The following is a 17,197-nucleotide window of genomic DNA, read 5'->3' on the forward strand; positions in this document are numbered from 1 at the left end:
GTGTAGAATCGGACGCACAGGATCTCTACAAAAACGGGTCAAGCTCACGCGTCTTTTTAAGCTAGCGTGATCTCACAATGGTGTGAGATCACGCTAGCTCCACGCCCATTACGCAACGCGCTCCAGGGAAAACACCGGATGGCGTTGTGCCGCACGCTCAAACTCCTCACGTGAAGAGTTCGCAGTAACTTCAAAGTACTTTGCCAGGAAGGGAGGGATGCCATCCTCAAAAACTCTTTTGAGAACAGAACCCGCCTCACTGGCCGGCAGCTCTATCGCACGGATCGTCTCCGAACGGTATCCGCGTTTGATGACGGCCTCTCCCGCTGCCCGCAGATTGCGCACCCAATCTACGACTCCATATGGAGTAATCACATAGCGTTTCTCGTCCTTTTCAACGATTGCTATTGGTGTGGTACGTGGCAACCCGCTTTTGCGTCCACGCACTGTGAGCAGATACATTGCTCCTATTTTGAATCCTGCACGTAGCAGGGTTATGATCAGAACATTGAACAGACGTACCCAGAACGGGACTTTCGATGCTTTTTTAGCCATATCTTTCTTCTTTCTTAGCTTTTGGCAGGCTCTTTGAACGCCTCTTGCAGCATAAACTTCATCATATTGGGCTTCACTGAAAACGTTGCCACCGCTATACACTTGCGCGTATACTGGTCAGTGGTGAGTTGTTTGAGCATGCAGTCGGCCAGATCTGCCCTGGAGGTAAATTGTCCGCGTATATGATCTTCAGCCACCTGATAGTCAGTGACAGCGTCCGTCTCAAAGAGACCAGAGGGCCGAACCACCGTCCAATCCAGTTCGCTATTCATCAACAGCGTCTCCATCTTTTTCATATCCGCATACGTTGTCTTCCCAATAGTAGATATAACGATCGGTTGCAGAACTTTGTCAAAGATAAAACCACCCCCGGTATCGTGATTAGTGCCAGCAGCGCTTGAGGTCACACAGACGGCGCGCCGAACACCGGCATGGTTCATGGCCTGCACAATATTGGACATGCCACGCGAGTAGATGCTAATTGGTTCGCGACTAAATGGGACACCGAGAGTAGAGAGAACGGCATCATGTCCCGCAACCGCTTGTTCAACCAACGCGAGATCAAACACGTCTCCACCCAGCACGTTCAGGTTGGCATCTCGCAGTGGGAAGGCTTCCGGGTGACGCGTGACTGCCGTCACCGTATGTCCTGCTTCCAGGGCTTGCTTCGTCAAAATTCTACCTGTCGCGCCATTTGCTCCAAAAATTACAATATTCATAATATTTTCCTCTTTTTTTATCATTGATTATTTCATGTAAGCGAGAAGAAACACGAAACCCGTAAATGCTGGCGAGGATGTCGGGGACATCATCTCCTTGCCCTAGCTTGCCGCCCGCCCATAGGTTCGGGGCTTGCCCCCGATTGGCGGCCCTGTGTTATGATCATGCCCCCGGCATGCTCGTCATGCCCCCGGCATGCTCGTTCGTCGTTCGGCCGCTCGTAGCGTGACACGGTACCCAAAAGCGAAGGTTCCTTTTGGGCACCGCGTGGGCCGAGGTGATGGGCAAGAAGGGACCTCAACGCTGGGATACAGAGCCCCACAAACGGTGGGGCAAGCGCCCGCGAGGGGCGCAAGCTACGATTCGTGTTTCTTTTTCTTGGTGCGTTTGTCTCCCATTTGCATAAATGAAATATATTCCTTACAAAGAAAGAGGGTTGAGGGGTTCTGTTTAGGACAGCTTTCTTATCTCAATTTGCCCATGCCAGATCTCTTGTACAAACGCAGGGATTGACAACTGTCGTTTTTATAATTAAATTATTAATTATCGATTAAACTTTTGTTTAATCATCGTTGCTTTCCCTGAGCCCCTCATTGAGAGAAGAGACACATATGCGAGATGAAATTACCCTTGAGACACCGGAGCAAATACGAGCGCTGGCTCACCCATTGCGGCAGCGTATCATTCATGCGCTCACTGATGCGCCTTATACCAACAAGCAGCTGGCGACGAGGTTCAATGTTTCTCCGCCACGTCTGTATTTTCATGTGCGCGAGCTGCTAGCCGCTGGCCTCATTGAAATTGTCTCAGAGCAACCAAAGGGTGGCGTAATCGAGAAATATTACCGTGCGGTGGCTCGAGTCATGCGTCTAGGAACCCAGACCCGGCAAGCTGCCAACGAAGAGGACCTGCTGGCGAAGTCGCTTGAGGTGGTACGCCAGGAATTCATGCAGGCAAATGCGTACTTTGATAATCATTTTCCTCAGCTCTCTTTTGCTCACGAGCCCGTACGCATTTCGACAGAGCGTCTGGAGCGCATCCAGGGCCATCTGGCAGCTATTCATGAGGAGATGTATCAAGCAATGCAAGATCCTCAGCGCGAAACACGCGAGCATTTTGTTGCGATTAGCTATCTTTTGCACACCTTACCCACGATAACCGAGGATGCTGTCCCACTTCCAGGAGTTAAGGAATGAAGCTTCGCGCGATCAAACGTGTTTTTCTTCCCCTCAGCTACCGTAATTTCAGGTTGCTCTGGATTGGTCAGGCCATTTCTGCACTTGGCAATCCCTTCCAGAGCGTCGCGCTGATATGGCTCATTTTGCAGCGCAATGGTTCGCCACTTGATCTGACGCTACTGTTGATGGCCCTCAGCGTTCCTCAGGCACTGGTGACCCTGGTTGGTGGCGTGATTACCGATAGGCTTGATGCACGGACAGTTATATTCTGGTCCGATACCACCCGGATGGTCATTTCTGGCGCGATTGCGCTCCTCGCCTTCGTGGGAGTATTACCGCTATGGCTACTGGGCCTGCTCCTCATTGTGTACAGCATCGCCAGTGGTATTTTTAATCCGGCGGCTGGAAGCATTACTCCTCATTTGCTACCAAGAGAGGCCCTCGATGGTGGCAATGCATTGATGCAGTTACTTACACAGATTGGAACATTCCTGGGAGCGGTGCCCGCGGGAATCATCGTGGCCCGCAGTAGCCCTATGGTTGCATTCGCCTTGAATGCGATCTCATTTGCTTTTGCGGTATTTGTGACATGGCTCATGACACCACTGGATCGCGTGGAAAAGAGCAGTTCATCATCAGTCTTTCAGGATGCCCTGCAGGGCTTTATCTACCTTGGCAGCACGCCATGGCTGGTCTCACTCCTGCTCATTGATGCCTGTGCAGCCATCGCGGCCATTGGACCAATAGCTATTGGCCTGCCGCTTCTCGCGAAAGACGTCCTGCATGTCGGGGCAACCGGATATAGCTTCCTGATCTGGAGCTTTGCTTGTGGTTCGATCATAGGAATGCTCGTGCCGCTATTTGGTGGCCCGCGCCATCGTCGAGGACGCTTCTTCTGTTTGCTACAGCTCGTAGAAGGGCCGCTCCTGGCTGGAGTGGCCTTTTCCCCTTTGCTTATCGCCATGTTCTGCCTGATGGGAGTTGCTTTTCTGAATGGCATTCTTGTCGTGCTCTTTCTTTCACTCATCCAGGAGCATGTGAGCAGAGGCCTTCTAGGCAGGGTGATGAGCTTTTTCATGTTAGCAAGCATCGGCTTCGTGCCGTTTTCGCAGTCTATCTCAGGTTACATTGCCGCTAGAGCTGGAGTTCAGAACCTGTTTATCACGGCAGGCCTTTTGACAACGCTCAGCGCGTTCTTTGGATTGCTCATCCCATCTCTACGCACTCTGGATTAAAAGCGGAAGAGGGCATTGGTTGGAGGAGCATTGCGTATGCTTCATGCATAAAGAGGAAATTACTATTTTTTGGTGGAAAGGAAATCCGGATCATGTTACACGGAGCAAAAATTTACCTGCGACCACTTCGCCAGGACGATCTGCGCACCATTGCAGGCTGGATAAATAATAGTGCGTTTCTGTCCGAATTTAACTTCTTTGGCCTGCGCCAGGAGGCGCAGATGGAGAAGCGTTTCCTGGAGGATGGGCTCATAGGGGCACAGAATGGGAGACTGCTTGTCGTGGCCAGCGATAGTGACCAGGTCGTGGGTGATATCAATTATCACCAAAGGCGTTATGGTCCCAATGATGGAAGTACCACCTATAATATAGGCATTTCTCTCTCTCCGGAGCATCGCAACAAGGGCTATGGTGTCGAGGCACAGCGACTGCTGGCTGAATATCTCTTTGCGGTCTATCCCATCATGCGTGTTGAAGCCATGACGGATATCACGAATATTCCCGAGCAACGAGCACTGGAGAAGGCCGGTTTTACGCGCGAAGGCGTGCTGCGCAAGGCGCAGTGGCGCAACGGCGACTGGCACGATATCGTCGTTTATAGCAAGCTTCGCGGCGAATAAAGTTATCTTCCAGGAAACTGAAGAAGATATCTCCACAGATACAGCCAATATTGAGGGCCGCCACCAAAAGGATATTTTACCAGCTTTTTTGTTGCCAGGCAGGTAGCAGGTCTACCTGTCACGGTGTAGCTTAAAGAAGAAGGGCTGCTCCATCCCTTTGTAGTCCATTATGCCCAGGAGCGTATCGTGGTCGATGAGGCGAAACGTGTCGCAGATTGGTAGATTGTCGTAGATCATAGTGGCGCTGACTTTCCCACGATACTCTACCATGCGTACGCGCGCTTTCGCCTGGCTGGTCTGCAAGAGGAAACGTGCCATCAACAAGACCTGGCGGCCCAACTTGTTGCGTAGAAAGCGCCATTTGAGCCCGATAGATAGGGGGAGCCGTTGAGGATCAAGCGCAAAGAGCCGCCCCTGGCGATCAGTAAATAGGAGAGGATGCACATGGTCGCTATCGATAAACTCTTTACCATACCAGCCACATGCCTCCAGCAGCCCATCCATCGGATGATGGGTAGAGATCTCGCTTCCATGCCACCTGCCCATCATGGTATTGATGTCAACACACGGAAGCTCATCGCACAGCACCAGAGCCTCTTGCAGGCTCATATGATCCTGGGAAGCGCTCGCTCGCAGTAAATCTGTTTGCCTGGCATCCGACATCGGCGCTCCCCTTTCGCACGATAAGAAAAATCGAGAGCACGGATATCTGGTGCAAAATGTGCGCACTACGCACATTTTGCACCAGATAAAAATCATTACGCAAAATCTGCATCAAGTACAATACGATATCTCGCCTCACCAGCTCTCAGACGATCGAGTGCTTTGTTCACATCCTTCATCTTAAAATGTTCAACCTGGGGTGAAATATTGTGTAAGGCTGAGAAATCTAACATTTCCGCGATAGCAACCGGTGAGCCTGCTGGTGATCCTGAAACACTCTTCTGAGCACCAATCAGATCAAAAACAGTGATCGGCACTGGCTCGGGTACTACCCCTACAAAGTGCAAGCGCCCCTGAGGAGCCAATGCAGCTATCCATATCGGCCAATCAAGCGACACATTTGCAGTTACAATTAGGAGATCAAACGAATTAGCAAGGGCGCGCACTGCTTCTGGATCGCGACTGGAGACAACATGATGTGCTCCAAAAGATTTTGCTTCGTCATATTTTGCCAGGCTCGAAGAAAACGCAGTTACCTCGCACCCCCACGCCGAAGCAAATTTGAGTGCCATATGCCCCAGACCACCAATTCCAACCACGCCCACATGTTGAGTCGGTCGGATACCAAAGATATAGAGTGGAAAGAAAACGGTAATACCACCACATAAGAGTGGACCAGCTGAGCTTGCATCAACACCTTCGGGTATTGGAATTACCCAATCCCACTGTCCGCGTACGCGCTCGGCAAATCCTCCATAATGCCCCACAATCGTTGGTAAAGCTTCAGGACACAAATGCTGGTTGCCCGAAAGACATTGACGACAATGCATACAGCTCGCCGCTGTCCACCCCAACCCAACACGTTGTCCCATACTCAGACCTTTACCTTTAGCATGCTCTCCAAGTGCGACCACTCTGCCAATCACTTCATGCCCCGGCACAAGTGGATAAGATGAAATTCCCCAATCGTTATCCAGAATTGACAGATCGGAATGGCATAGTCCACAATTCTCAACCTGAATCTCAACCTCATCTGGACCGAGTTCACCGGCATCATATTCATAAGGAACGAGTGCTTGCTTTGGCTCTTGAGCGGCCCACGCACGTATCTTTGACATCTCTTTCTCCTCTCACACATCGACATGTAGTGGAAACATCAAAAATCTTCGTCCATTTCTATCCGCAACAGGCCAGGTCCATTGCCTTTCAACTCCGAGGAGAATCTATTCATCTTCATGAAGAATGTAGCACCGCTATAAACCGCCCCTTCAAATCTCCCTCCAAAGTTATCCGGACTACTTCCGTTGAATAACGTTGCCACTCCATTCTGTCATCGTAAAAAGATCCTTGTCAAAAATTGTAGCCTTGCCCAATGCCAGCCAATCCAGCTTCTGTGGGGATTGGCTGGCATTGGATCGCAAAATAGCGCTTCTATATCAACACTATTTTCCTTCACAGGTACACTAAAAATAGTGAATTAACGCTCTATAAAGATAAAAATCTCCGCTGGAGAGGTTAGAAGGGAAGGCATATATGGCTTTATTGGAGGATACTCCTTTGGAGAGACAAGAAGAGGGACGAAGCACGAGCAAGATGGTGCTTTCATCTCGTTCCATTGCTCGCCGGGCTTTTTTCACGAAAAGTTTGACAATCGGGGCGAGCGTGATAGGACTGCACCTGTTAGATGGACACTTACATGACGCTGCGGCTGCTACAGCTACCCGGCAACCATCACGGACTACTAATAAGGATAAAGCTCTGAGAACGACGCGGTTGCAGGCCTGTGGCAGGGCTACCGATGGCAGGCTTTACCACACCATTCGCTTCCCCAGTGGTTCCTGGCAATCTTCCTTTGGCATTATTAATGACCAGGAAAGTAATGGCCGCTTCCTGCGCTTCATCGATGTGGATTGCGCAGGAATTGTTGATAGTCTACATGTCACTGCTCTGGAGAGAAGTGGCATCATCTGGCATACTATCCGTTTCCCCAATGGGACCTGGGAGGGCGCCTTCGGCAATGTCAATGACCAGGAGAGCAATGGGAGTGCCTTGCGTTTTACTAACGTGAGTTGTGCAGGCACGGCAAGCAATACATTGCATGTCACGGCCCTGACCAGATTCGGAGCCATCTGGCACACCATTCGCTTCTCCAATGGCTCCTGGCAATCTTCCTTTGGCAATGTCAATGACCAGGAGAGTAATGGCAACGCACTCTCCTTCACGGATGTCGATTGCGCGACCATTGGTGAAAATCTACATGTGTGCGCTATTGATAGAAATGGCATCCTCTGGCATACCATCCGCTTCGCCAACGGCACCTGGCAATCCTTCTTTGGCAATGTCAATGATCAGGAAAGCAACGGCAAAACTCTGCGCTTCACATCTGTAGGATGTGCTTCTATTGGCGGTGACCTGCATGTGACGGCAACCGATCGGAACGGGGTCCTCTGGCATACCATCCGCTTCTCTAATGGCACCTGGCAATCTTCCTTTGGCAATGTCAATGATCAGGAGAGAAACGGCAGAACCTTACGCTTCACAGATGTTGATTGCGCCAATGTTGCGGACACGCTCCACGTGACGGCTATTGATAAGGGAAATGTTCTCTGGCACACCATCCGCTTCTCCAATGGCACCTGGACACCCTACTTTGGCAACGTTAACGACCAGGAGAACAATGGTAAAACTCTGCGCTTCACGGATGTCGGTGCAGCTGGAGCTGTATAAGCGCCAGATATACGTTCCAAGGGAGATAATTCAATTTAGACCGCAATACCTCTAAATACAGAAAAGGCAGATAAGCACTGAGCCTTTGCTTTTCTGCCTTTTTTTGGTTAGAAGGCACATGATTGGCCTGGAAGCATGCTATGATTAGATAAAGTTGCATTCAAAAATTATAGGTGCCGAAAGGAAAATCGCACATGAATCCGGAATATAGCGATCGCTTCTATTGGATACGTTCTCTCAGCCGGATCGCTGAACCAGTTCTCACGAACATGGCCGCTCGTACATTAAAAGAGCGTATGCCTGTAGAGGCCAGGGATGCGAAACGCGCCAGGTTCAGTCATCTTGAAGCCATCGGCAGGCTACTGGCTGGCATTGCGCCCTGGTTGGAAAAAGTTCATGATAACGAACAGGAAGAACAGTTGCGCCAGCGTTACGCTCACCTGGCTCGGCAGGCACTTGATGCTGCAACCGATCCTTCTTCACCCGATTATTGCAATTTTGACTACTCGATGCAACCCATCGTCGATGCGGCCTTCCTGGCCCAGGCCTTGCTACGTGCTCCCACTGAACTATGGATAAAACTTGAGTCTCCAGTCAAACGCAATATCGTGCAAGCACTAAAATTGACGCGCAGCCGCAAACCATATCCCAATAATTGGTTGTTATTTAGCGCGATAATCGAAACCGCCCTCTATCACGCGGGCGAGAGCGGCTATGATCCCATGCGCATTGATTACGCATTAAAGCAACACGAACAATGGTATCTCGGCGATGGCACCTATGGCGATGGTCCTCCGTTTCATGCCGATTACTATAATAGCTTTGTCATCCATCCTATGCTTATAGATATAATTGAGTATGTTGGATCGCTGCACTCCGATTGGGAAGCTCTACGCAAGCCAATTCTACAACGTGCTCGCCGCTACGCCGTCATTCAAGAGCGCATGATCTCGCCCGAGGGCACCTATCCGGTGATCGGTCGCTCTATCACGTATCGCTTTGGTGCTTTCCACTTGCTGGCACAGATTGCCCTGCGGCAAGAGCTCGACCCAACGCTGCAACCAGCCCAGGTACGCTGCGCGTTGACGGCCGTTATCAAACGCGTTCTGGAGATGCCTGGCACGTTCGATGAGCAAGGCTGGCTCACCATCGGTCTCAGTGGTCATCAGCCAGAACTGGGTGAACCCTATATTTCGACGGGCAGTCTTTATCTATGCGCAACGGTTTTCTTGCCGCTGGGCCTGCCTGCGGATAACACTTTCTGGCAGGGCCAGGCCCTCTGGACAGCCCAAAAAGCCTGGGGCGGCACCAGCACGCCGATTGATCACGCATTATAGCTGCTTACCTATAAAATTCTAACAGCAGTTAGGAAGGCTTTCTCTTCAGGTTGTCAAGCGACGTGGATGCGCACCACAGAACATAGAAGGAGGTCCCTGCAACAAATGTGCCATGAGGACCTCCAGGATAAATGGATTGCTACCCCACCAGCGATGAGTAGCTCTTACTTTCATAGACCTTTTACGGTTGTATGCATCAAATAGACGCTATAGGGACCAAACATCGACATGGTGAAAAAGACATCGGGCCCATTGTTCCAGAGAGGAGTAATGTAAGGAGCATAGAGCTGTGGATATTGCTGGCCAGTAACGACTACCTGCTCCGGGCTCCAGGGTCCAGTCAGACTATCAGCGGTGCGCAAGACGACCCTGTACTGGGGATCGTTTAAATACATCATTATCCACTTTTTGTAGTAGGAATTCCAGCGCACGGAGAGTTCTCCGACAGGAGCAGGAACAATCGTTACCGCCGCCGCAGGATTATTAGCCAGCCAGGAGCTGCCATTCCAATATTGATAAGCCGTCTTATCGAGTATCGCCTGCGGACGCACACGAGCAAGTTGGATACCTCCATATCTCCCACCTGGAATTCCAAAGAAATAGAGATACTCCTCGTGTTCTACAATCGCTACCTGTCCGAAATTACTGTCTCCGGGCCAGGTGACATTCATATCTTTGGTCCAATTCTGGCCCTCATCATCCGAGTAAGCCAGGCCCGAATAGTTCAAAGTCCAATGACCCGGTGCTCCCCACTCACGAACGGACATATAATGTAAAAACATACGATCGACCACCGATACACCGTATGTCGGGATGACCGTATTTTCATCTCCCGGTATTTTTTTTGAAGAAAGCAATTCTTTGGCATGTCCAGGCCTATCAGTGATCATTCCGCTGAAGGACAGCCCGTTCCATGGTGACATCGGCCGGTCTATCCAGGCCATGGTATTACTTCGCCAGTCGCCATGGGGTTGGGAGAAAAAGGGATCTGCGGCAGGCCCGCCGAAGCCATCTCCAAATACCATGTACATCTTATCGTGATGCATAAACATATGGCCTAAGTCCGCACCATAGAGCCCCCATAGAGTATCTGTATGATTGATTGATCCTGGACCGTTCTCTCTCGCAATCTGATAGGTAGCGTCACTACTTTTAGCGAGTGGCTGAGTCGTTGAAGTGACGTTGGCCTGGAATTGGGTGCTTGCTAAGGCAGGCTTTGTAAGCATCATCAGTCCCGATCCTGCCACAACCGCAGCCGTTCCTTTCACCAATAGCTGCCGTCTCGTTACTTCATTCTTTCCGTTTGGAGCAACCTGCTGACCAGCATTCTTCTTTTCTGCCATTTAAGTAGATTCCTTTCCACAGATACGGTTTGTTTGAAAATGTTTTTTTAATACAAAGCTGTAGGCGTTTTTTTACGCTGCGAATCCGTGTAAACGTTTTCACAAACTGGCGATGGAGACTAAAAATAAGTATAGACGGATATTGATGCATATGTCAAGGAAAGTGAGATGTATTGGTCACAAAAGCCGATTTTTCTCTCGACAACGATAACGTTGCTAAGTGTAGTATAAACAGATTTGGCTCTTTTATTGACAGATCACTAATACGTTTTTATACTATGAAATAGGAACCGGGCATTTTGCTTGTTATTAGTATGATCATATTTTTATGTGAAAGATTCATGATCATAGTATTGTTATTGTTCTTTGTTCATCCATACATAAAAAAGTATGTTTGAACCTATATGTTGGAGGTTTTGCACGGATGCAAAAATGTCCACAATCTTCGTATTTCAAGTATTTCGTATTGCTTCCATTACTTCTTTGTTTGTTATTTACTACCGCTATGGGTGTGGCCAGTCCCAGCGCTCATGCGGCTACGGCAGCCACCACGGCAAGCAGCACCGTCAATGACGCTGTTGCGCAGGCATCTCAGGAGTTTGGTGTACCGGCTGAGTTGCTGAAAGCGCTCTGCTACATGGAGGGTCGTCTCAGCAACCACAATGGAAAGCCGAGCCTGGATAATGGCTTTGGCTGTATGCACCTGATCCAGAATAAGCGCGCCGATACGCTGACCTTAGCCGCTCAGAAGCTGGGTGTGTCGACCAATCAGTTGAAAAACGACATCGCCTTGAATATTCGCGGTGGCGCCGCGGTTCTGAAGGATGAGTCGATTCAGCTTTCCCCCACTCATACCGCTCCAACGAAGCTGGCTGATTGGTATGGAGAGGTCGCGCAGTATAGCCATTCTATGGTGCGCTCAACGGCCATTATGTATGCAGATGCTTTATACAAGTTGCTCAATAGTGGTTTTAGCGCGCAGACGGACACAGGAGAGACTGTGACGGTTGCTCCACAAAATGTGCAGCCCAATACTGCAACGGCGGGTCCGGTAAAGACTCCTTCACCTGCCGCTGGCTGCACAAATGATGGAAATGTAGACTATCCCGGAGCGATTGATTGTATTGTCGATCCAAATACCTTCGACTGCAATATCGTGGCTGCCGTTGATCCTTGCACCTATGAAAGTGCTGATCGACCGAATGACCTGACAGTGAATTACGTGGTCATCCATGACACCGAGGAATCACTGGAAGGTACCATGAATGTGTTCCAGAACCCCAATAGCGGCGTCAGCATTCATTATGTGGTGGATACCGATGGCACGGTCTATCAATTTTTGCACGATAAAGATGTTGGTTATCAGGTTGGCAACTATTGGTACAATCAGCATTCTATCGGCATTGAGCATATCGGCTGGGATGCAACCGGCTTCCAGTGGTACAATGCGGCTCAATACCTGGGTTCAGCGAAGCTCACGGCATACCTGTTGAATAAATTCAACATTCCCCTGGATCATGAACATGTGGTTTCGCATGGTACGGTTCCTTCGCCTTTTGTGGGCACCAACCACGTTGATCCAGGTCCCTACTGGCTCTGGACCTACTATCTGAATCTCATTCACAAGCAGGGCGTCCCCTTTGCTGATGGACCAACCGATAAGCATATCATCACACTGAACCCGAGTACGTCTGTTCACCCGCTTGGCAACAAAGGAACTGAGACCCCGGCCAATTTCAATTTCTTCTACCTGTACCAGGGTCCCAGTACTCAATCTGGCCTGATTCCACAACTAGGGAGTCCAAGCGATATAACCGATGAAACGAACAACGTCGAAACCAACATGAACTACTATTACCTTGCCAAAGTGAAAGATCCAGCCGGCACTGGCAATATGATGTACGAAATCTGGTATGGTGAGTCGGACCAGGCGCATAGCAAACCATCCAGCCTCGTGCAGCATGCTCACCTGGCCTGGCTGGCGGTCCCGCCCGACGCAGTGGTACCAGGACAGGGTACAGCAGTGACCCTGACGTCAACTAACGGTAAGGATATTCCGATCTATGGAAAGCCAGCTACTGGCGCAACCGCGATCGGATATGCACCGAACAATTCCATCTTTGTGTCTGTCATCACAACGAATGAGGACGGCACCAGCAACCTCTGGTATGAGATCAACTATAATCATCGCGAAGCCTGGGTACCTGCCAGCTCTGTAACGACTGTCCAGGGAACGGGCGGGCAATAAATAATGCTTTTCCGGTGTTTTACAATACATACGCAATAGCGTATGTATTGTAAAACACCGGAAATTCTTTAAATTACGGCCTCCTGAGAAGCGTTAGCTCATTGCTACTGGATCGTACACCTCTACCTCGCCTACTACAAGAACGGCACCGCCAGTGGCGAAATTTGATAAATCACTCGCCGCGGCCCGGCCTTCTGGTGATTGCAATGCAAATTGCAGCGCTTCCATATTTTCAAAATACAGGTTGGCAATCAGGTAATAGCGTGGTTGTTCCTGCGGAGAGAGCGCTGTCGACCTGGCACTCGTATAGCCTTTGAGCGCTGGAATCTTTTTTGCCAGCGAAACATGCGTCCCCTGATAATGGCGATCAAAGGCTTCTGGATTCTGCGGGTGGTCGTAAAGTACAGTCAATTGAATCACAGAGTTTCCTCCTTGAAGAAAGATCGTTTCCTCACCCGAATATGTTAATAGAGCAGGCATAAGAAAAAAAGAAGTGTGTCTTTTTTCTTATGCTCTACTAAAGTGGGCACGCAGTTTCCAAGTTTCCCCCCTGGATGTGCTCACAACACCAGTCTAGCTTATTATGGCTGTGATAACATCGTTAGAACTGAGTAATTATTATTCATGTGTGATGAGAAACCACCCAGGAGTAATAGTTATTTCTAACTATATGATGATGAGGAAGAGTGGGGATGCCGTAAACAATGAGTAGCAAGCAGGTTAAGTTGGCCATATATCTGAAGGCGATTCGGCCTCGCCTCACAGCAGTTGATGTTCTATGGCGTACCTGGTCGCTGCGCTACGCGTGGTGACCCCTAGCTTGCTGTAGATCGAGCGCACATGCGAATTGACTGTGACCAGGCTAATCACAAGCTGCTCGCCAATTTGAGCGCTGGTCAGGCCCTGAGCCAGCAGGCGCAGCACGTCCAGCTCGCGTGGGGTGAGCCTGTCGGAAGATGCAGGAGAAGACTTGACCGCCTTCACAGGAGGCTTGATTGCGGCGTGCGCAGGAGGGGGCGATAACACGGGTTCCTGATCGGCAAGAACTTGTTCCAGCGGCAGGGTTCGTCCTGTCGCCCAGAGGGCGGAGAACATCTGCTCAGAGAGCGCAGCGCGGACATTGGCAATCGAGCGCTCATAATCGGGACGCCAGGCAGCTGGTAGGGGCGTTCCTCTGGTTTCGCGGAGAGATTCCGCCACCCCCCAGAGTCGGACCGCCCATGCAGGATTGCCCTGGGACACCACAACCTCGGCGAGTCCTTCCAGACTGAAGGCGAGAATCTGTGGAGTTGCCATATGTCTCGCAGCCTCCAGGCTCTCCTCATGGAGCGCTCGTGCTCGAGCGATGTTTCCCTGGCGCGCGACTACTCTTCCACAAAGGGAGAGTGACTCGGCCAGATTATCCTGTGATGGCATCCAGTTCGATGCTATCTCTTTCAAAATGGCAATGCTCTCTGCGAGCAGGTCGTGCGCTCTATCCAAATCTCCTTGCAGCAACGCCAGTTGTCCCTGGAGCGAGAGCGTAATACCAATAATGCGCTTGACACCATTCTCGCGGTCAAGTGTAAGTTTCTCTGCCAGGAAGTCCCAGGCGCGGGTATACTCTCCCAGATTAAGGGCCGCCGTTGCCAGAATTTCCAGAATGGGGGAAATCCGGATGCTATCTCCTGTCGCTCTGAAGAACGACAGGCTCTCCTCGGCAAGCATACTGGCGCGTGCATACTCCCCCTGAAGATTAGCGATCGAGGCGAGACGATGGAGGGTGAACGCAACGCCACCTGACACGGGCAAAGAGCCTATTTGCGAGGGACCTCTTTCTCCCCGATCTTCCAGCTCCCGAAAAAGGGCCAGGCTCTCCTCTAAGATCTGCTGCGCCCTGGCATACTCACCCTGGTACATGGTCGCAATGCCAATATTGCTGAGCGCCCAGGCACTGCCCAGTACGCCGCCCATCTCCTGGAATAGCGCCAGGCTGCTTTGCCAGAGTTCCACCGCATGGGAAAAGTTGCCCTGGTTGCTGACCAATATGCCCAGCGTTTGCAATGCCCAGCCCCGAGTATCGCACAGCACGTCCCCAAGAGCAGCGAGTCCCCGCTCCAGAAACATGCGCCCTTCACGCGGATGGTCGCGCGTCCACCAGAACCAGAACAGATCATTGCACAGGCGCAGGGCTTGCTCCGCCTCGCCTTGCGCGAGCAACCAGTTCAGGACGGCACGCAGGTTATCCTGTTCTTGCTCCAATTGATCGAGCCATTTTCCCTTTTCAGGGCTACTGATATCTGCCCCGGCTTCGCGTGCCAGCTCCTGGTAGTAAAAAGCATGACTCTGACGGATAATCTCTAACTGCCCACTTGCTTTCAAGCATTCCAGGCCATATTCACGAATCGTCTCAAGCAAAGCGAGACGCGATTCATCCGTTGGCCGTTCCACCCGATACAGCAGGCTCTTCTCCAGGAGCGAATCCACGCCATCCAGGATCGATCCTACCGCATCCTGGTCATCCCGCTGTAGCGCGCCGCACACTTGCTCTGCGGCCTCCAGTGTAAAACCACCCACAAAGATGGAGAGGTATCTGAAGAGGCACTGCTCATGGCTAGCCAACAGATCATAGCTCCACTGCAAAGTGCTGCGCAACGTCTGCTGCCTCGCCGGCAGCGTCACGGCTCCCCTGGTGAGCAGCACCAGACGTTGTGAGAGCCGCGCCAGCAGTGCCTGTGGCGGCAGCACTCTGCTGCGCGCGGCCGCCAGCTCAATCGCCAGCGGCAAGCCATCCAGGCGCACACAAATTTCCGCGATGACAGGTGCGTTGGTGGCGGTCAGCCGGAAATCGGGTTGCAGCGCCTGTGCCCGTTGCAGAAACAGCGCGACCGCGGCCTGTTGAGCGAGCACATCCTGCGCAGGAAGCTGCTGAAGATCAGGGAGGGCCAGCGGCTGGACCGAAAATACACGCTCGCCATCCAGGTGCAGGAGGGCGCGGCTGGTGGTCAGGATTTTGAGGCGCGGGCAGGCAGCCAGAAGTTCCGCCAGCCGCGGTCCTGCCGCCACGACCTGCTCCAGATTATCCAGCAACAGCAGCAGGTGCCGGTCCCGCAGCGCGGCGATGAGGAGATCAAGGATGGATTGCTCTCCTGCCTCTTTCACTTCAAGCTGTCGCGCTATAGTGGACAGGACCAGCTGGGCATCGCTGATGGGGGCCAGCGAGACAAAACAGACACCATCTTCAAAGGAAGCACACAGGCGGCTGGCGATCTCGAGGCCAAGGCGAGTTTTCCCAACGCCACCCGGCCCCGCCAATGTCAGGATACGTATATCTGGCCGCTGGATTAAGGTACACACATGTTCCACATCTTGCTCGCGCCCCAGCAGCGGCGTGAGAAAGGCCGGTGCGTTCCCGCGCATTACTGGTGTGGGCAAAGGATATTCTGTCTTCCCACTACTCCCCAGAGAAGGAATTTCCTCAGTGATGGGAAGAGGAAAGAGAGACGCGGGCGTGGTGTGGAGCGTGCCCTGAACAGCCTGCTCTAAGGCCATCGCCAGGTCTTGTACGCTGGCGAAGCGCTGCCCTGGCTCCTTGGCCAGCGCTCGCAACACCACCTCCTCGACGGCGGGGGAAAGATCGGGCAACAACGTGCGCAAGGAAGGAGGAGGCGTCAACGAATGCTGCATAGCGATCTCGATAGGCAAGCCCTGAAATGGCAGCGTGCCAGTGAGCCATTCGTAGAGGACGACACCCAGTGCATACTGGTCACTGGCTGGCTGCGGCAAACCTTGTAATTGTTCGGGCGCCAGGTAGGATAAGGTACCTGCTCCAGAGGCAACACTGGCCTGTGTACTATAGAGATGTATGGGTGGCGCAAAGACCGCCAGGCCAAAATCGCTGAGCAGGACCTCTCCCTGTGGACCCAATAAGAGGTTCTCAGGCTTGACATCGCGGTGGACGAGGCCCTCGTTGTGGATATACTGCAAGGCCGAGGCCACCTGCCTGACAACGCGCAAAATCGTATCGAGAGGAAGCCGGGCCCCTCTTGGACATATGGTGCGTAATGTACCACCTTGAGCGTATTCAAGCACCAGATACGCAATGCCAGCCTCAACAGCAAAATCGAGGACGCGTACGATATGCGGATGTTTGAGATGCGCCAGGATACGTGCTTCTTGCAAAAAAGCGGCGCTTTGCTCCTCAGTAAAAGACGTACGCACCACCTTGATTGCGGCATCTTTTTTAAGGTGGATCTGTTCCCCCAGATAAACGTCTGCAAATCCACCACCACCCAACCGGCGAAGCACACGATAATTGCCCAATTGGTGACCTACCAGATCGATCATGCCACCCCCTATGGTTATACGCGATCGGTCATCTATCTGACACTAGAAATTTCACATCATTAGACAAACGACAAAATTCACAACTTTTACGCCATCGAGTATTGATGGGCAAAGGAGCAAAGAAGCAAACGCAACAAGAAAAGCGGACCTTCGCTTTTGGGCACCATATCACACCACGAGCGGCCGAACGACGAGGGCACAGGGCCGCCACGCTGCGGCGGGCGGCAAGCGGCCATTGAAGGCCG

13 protein-coding genes are annotated in these 17,197 nt (G+C 51.7%); 6 read left to right on the forward strand and 7 right to left on the reverse strand.

The genetic code is table 11. The features are described from left to right. Window positions 1-108 precede the first annotated feature (108 nt). On the reverse strand, window positions 109-555 hold the full coding sequence (locus JMI88_RS14400) for a nitroreductase family deazaflavin-dependent oxidoreductase (protein WP_201362559.1): 447 nt from the start codon (window positions 553-555) through the stop codon (window positions 109-111). A gap of 14 nt (window positions 556-569) precedes the next feature. Continuing rightward, complete coding sequence (locus tag JMI88_RS14405; protein ID WP_201362560.1) at window positions 570-1,274, reverse strand: NAD(P)-dependent oxidoreductase; 705 nt, start codon at window positions 1,272-1,274, stop codon at window positions 570-572. Between the two features lie 612 nt (window positions 1,275-1,886). Here JMI88_RS14405 and JMI88_RS14410 point away from each other — a divergent pair. The 3 genes from JMI88_RS14410 to JMI88_RS14420 all read left to right on the forward strand — a co-directional run bounded on the left by JMI88_RS14410 (window position 1,887) and on the right by JMI88_RS14420 (window position 4,308). Next, complete coding sequence (locus JMI88_RS14410) at window positions 1,887-2,471, forward strand: winged helix-turn-helix domain-containing protein (RefSeq protein ID WP_201362561.1); 585 nt, start codon at window positions 1,887-1,889, stop codon at window positions 2,469-2,471. Then, window positions 2,468-3,688 (forward strand): MFS transporter, encoded by a 1,221-nt coding sequence (locus JMI88_RS14415; RefSeq protein ID WP_201362562.1) that lies wholly within the window; start codon window positions 2,468-2,470, stop codon window positions 3,686-3,688. Before JMI88_RS14410 ends, JMI88_RS14415 begins: the two co-directional genes overlap by 4 nt. 92 nt (window positions 3,689-3,780) lie before the next feature. Beyond that, window positions 3,781-4,308, forward strand: coding sequence for a GNAT family N-acetyltransferase (locus tag JMI88_RS14420; RefSeq protein ID WP_201362563.1), 528 nt, complete (start codon window positions 3,781-3,783; stop codon window positions 4,306-4,308). 111 nt (window positions 4,309-4,419) lie between these two features. On the opposite strand, the gene JMI88_RS14425 is transcribed toward JMI88_RS14420, so the two are convergent. Continuing rightward, window positions 4,420-4,971, reverse strand: a complete 552-nt coding sequence (locus tag JMI88_RS14425) for a DUF4334 domain-containing protein (RefSeq protein WP_201362564.1) — start codon at window positions 4,969-4,971, stop codon at window positions 4,420-4,422. Window positions 4,972-5,066: 95 nt separating this feature from the next. Next, window positions 5,067-6,089 carry an NADPH-dependent aldehyde reductase Ahr gene (ahr, locus tag JMI88_RS14430; protein ID WP_201362565.1) on the reverse strand — a complete coding sequence of 341 codons (1,023 nt, stop codon included), beginning with the start codon at window positions 6,087-6,089 and terminating at the stop codon, window positions 5,067-5,069. A gap of 415 nt (window positions 6,090-6,504) precedes the next feature. Here ahr and JMI88_RS14435 point away from each other — a divergent pair, with 415 nt between their 5' ends. Together JMI88_RS14435 and JMI88_RS14440 are read left to right on the forward strand one after the other, a co-directional pair. Next, window positions 6,505-7,698: a PLL family lectin gene (locus JMI88_RS14435; protein ID WP_201362566.1), complete on the forward strand. Its 1,194-nt coding sequence runs from the start codon at window positions 6,505-6,507 to the stop codon at window positions 7,696-7,698. Between the two features lie 194 nt (window positions 7,699-7,892). Next, window positions 7,893-9,035: a DUF2264 domain-containing protein gene (locus JMI88_RS14440; RefSeq protein WP_201362567.1), complete on the forward strand. Its 1,143-nt coding sequence runs from the start codon at window positions 7,893-7,895 to the stop codon at window positions 9,033-9,035. A gap of 170 nt (window positions 9,036-9,205) precedes the next feature. On the opposite strand, the gene JMI88_RS14445 is transcribed toward JMI88_RS14440, so the two are convergent. Then, the gene (locus JMI88_RS14445) at window positions 9,206-10,378 is read right to left on the reverse strand and encodes a glycoside hydrolase family 183 protein (protein WP_201362568.1); all 1,173 of its coding nucleotides are present in this window, start codon (window positions 10,376-10,378) and stop codon (window positions 9,206-9,208) included. Window positions 10,379-10,802: 424 nt separating this feature from the next. Between JMI88_RS14445 and JMI88_RS14450 the strand changes: the two genes are divergently transcribed. Beyond that, window positions 10,803-12,626, forward strand: a complete 1,824-nt coding sequence (locus JMI88_RS14450) for an N-acetylmuramoyl-L-alanine amidase (protein WP_201362569.1) — start codon at window positions 10,803-10,805, stop codon at window positions 12,624-12,626. 93 nt (window positions 12,627-12,719) lie between these two features. On the opposite strand, the gene JMI88_RS14455 is transcribed toward JMI88_RS14450, so the two are convergent. After that, complete coding sequence (locus tag JMI88_RS14455; RefSeq protein WP_201362570.1) at window positions 12,720-13,046, reverse strand: EthD family reductase; 327 nt, start codon at window positions 13,044-13,046, stop codon at window positions 12,720-12,722. 339 nt (window positions 13,047-13,385) lie between these two features. Beyond that, entirely contained in the window at window positions 13,386-16,952 is a 3,567-nt protein-coding gene (locus JMI88_RS14460) for a protein kinase domain-containing protein (protein ID WP_201362571.1), read from the reverse strand. Between the last annotated feature and the right edge of the window lie 245 nt (window positions 16,953-17,197).

It is taken from the genome of Dictyobacter formicarum, from assembly GCF_016587435.1.

Bases quoted from the DNA above. Each gene is read 5' to 3' on its own strand.
- JMI88_RS14450 (WP_201362569.1), top strand. From the start codon at position 10,803: ATGCAAAAATGTCCACAATCTTCGTATTTCAAGTATTTCGTATTGCTT.
- JMI88_RS14400 (WP_201362559.1), bottom strand. From the start codon at position 555: ATGGCTAAAAAAGCATCGAAAGTCCCGTTCTGGGTACGTCTGTTCAAT.
- JMI88_RS14435 (WP_201362566.1), top strand. From the start codon at position 6,505: ATGGCTTTATTGGAGGATACTCCTTTGGAGAGACAAGAAGAGGGACGA.
- JMI88_RS14445 (WP_201362568.1), bottom strand. From the start codon at position 10,378: ATGGCAGAAAAGAAGAATGCTGGTCAGCAGGTTGCTCCAAACGGAAAG.
- JMI88_RS14415 (WP_201362562.1), top strand. From the start codon at position 2,468: ATGAAGCTTCGCGCGATCAAACGTGTTTTTCTTCCCCTCAGCTACCGT.
- JMI88_RS14425 (WP_201362564.1), bottom strand. From the start codon at position 4,971: ATGTCGGATGCCAGGCAAACAGATTTACTGCGAGCGAGCGCTTCCCAG.
- JMI88_RS14410 (WP_201362561.1), top strand. From the start codon at position 1,887: ATGCGAGATGAAATTACCCTTGAGACACCGGAGCAAATACGAGCGCTG.
- JMI88_RS14420 (WP_201362563.1), top strand. From the start codon at position 3,781: ATGTTACACGGAGCAAAAATTTACCTGCGACCACTTCGCCAGGACGAT.
- JMI88_RS14460 (WP_201362571.1), bottom strand. From the start codon at position 16,952: ATGATCGATCTGGTAGGTCACCAATTGGGCAATTATCGTGTGCTTCGC.
- JMI88_RS14405 (WP_201362560.1), bottom strand. From the start codon at position 1,274: ATGAATATTGTAATTTTTGGAGCAAATGGCGCGACAGGTAGAATTTTG.
- JMI88_RS14440 (WP_201362567.1), top strand. From the start codon at position 7,893: ATGAATCCGGAATATAGCGATCGCTTCTATTGGATACGTTCTCTCAGC.
- ahr (WP_201362565.1), bottom strand. From the start codon at position 6,089: ATGTCAAAGATACGTGCGTGGGCCGCTCAAGAGCCAAAGCAAGCACTC.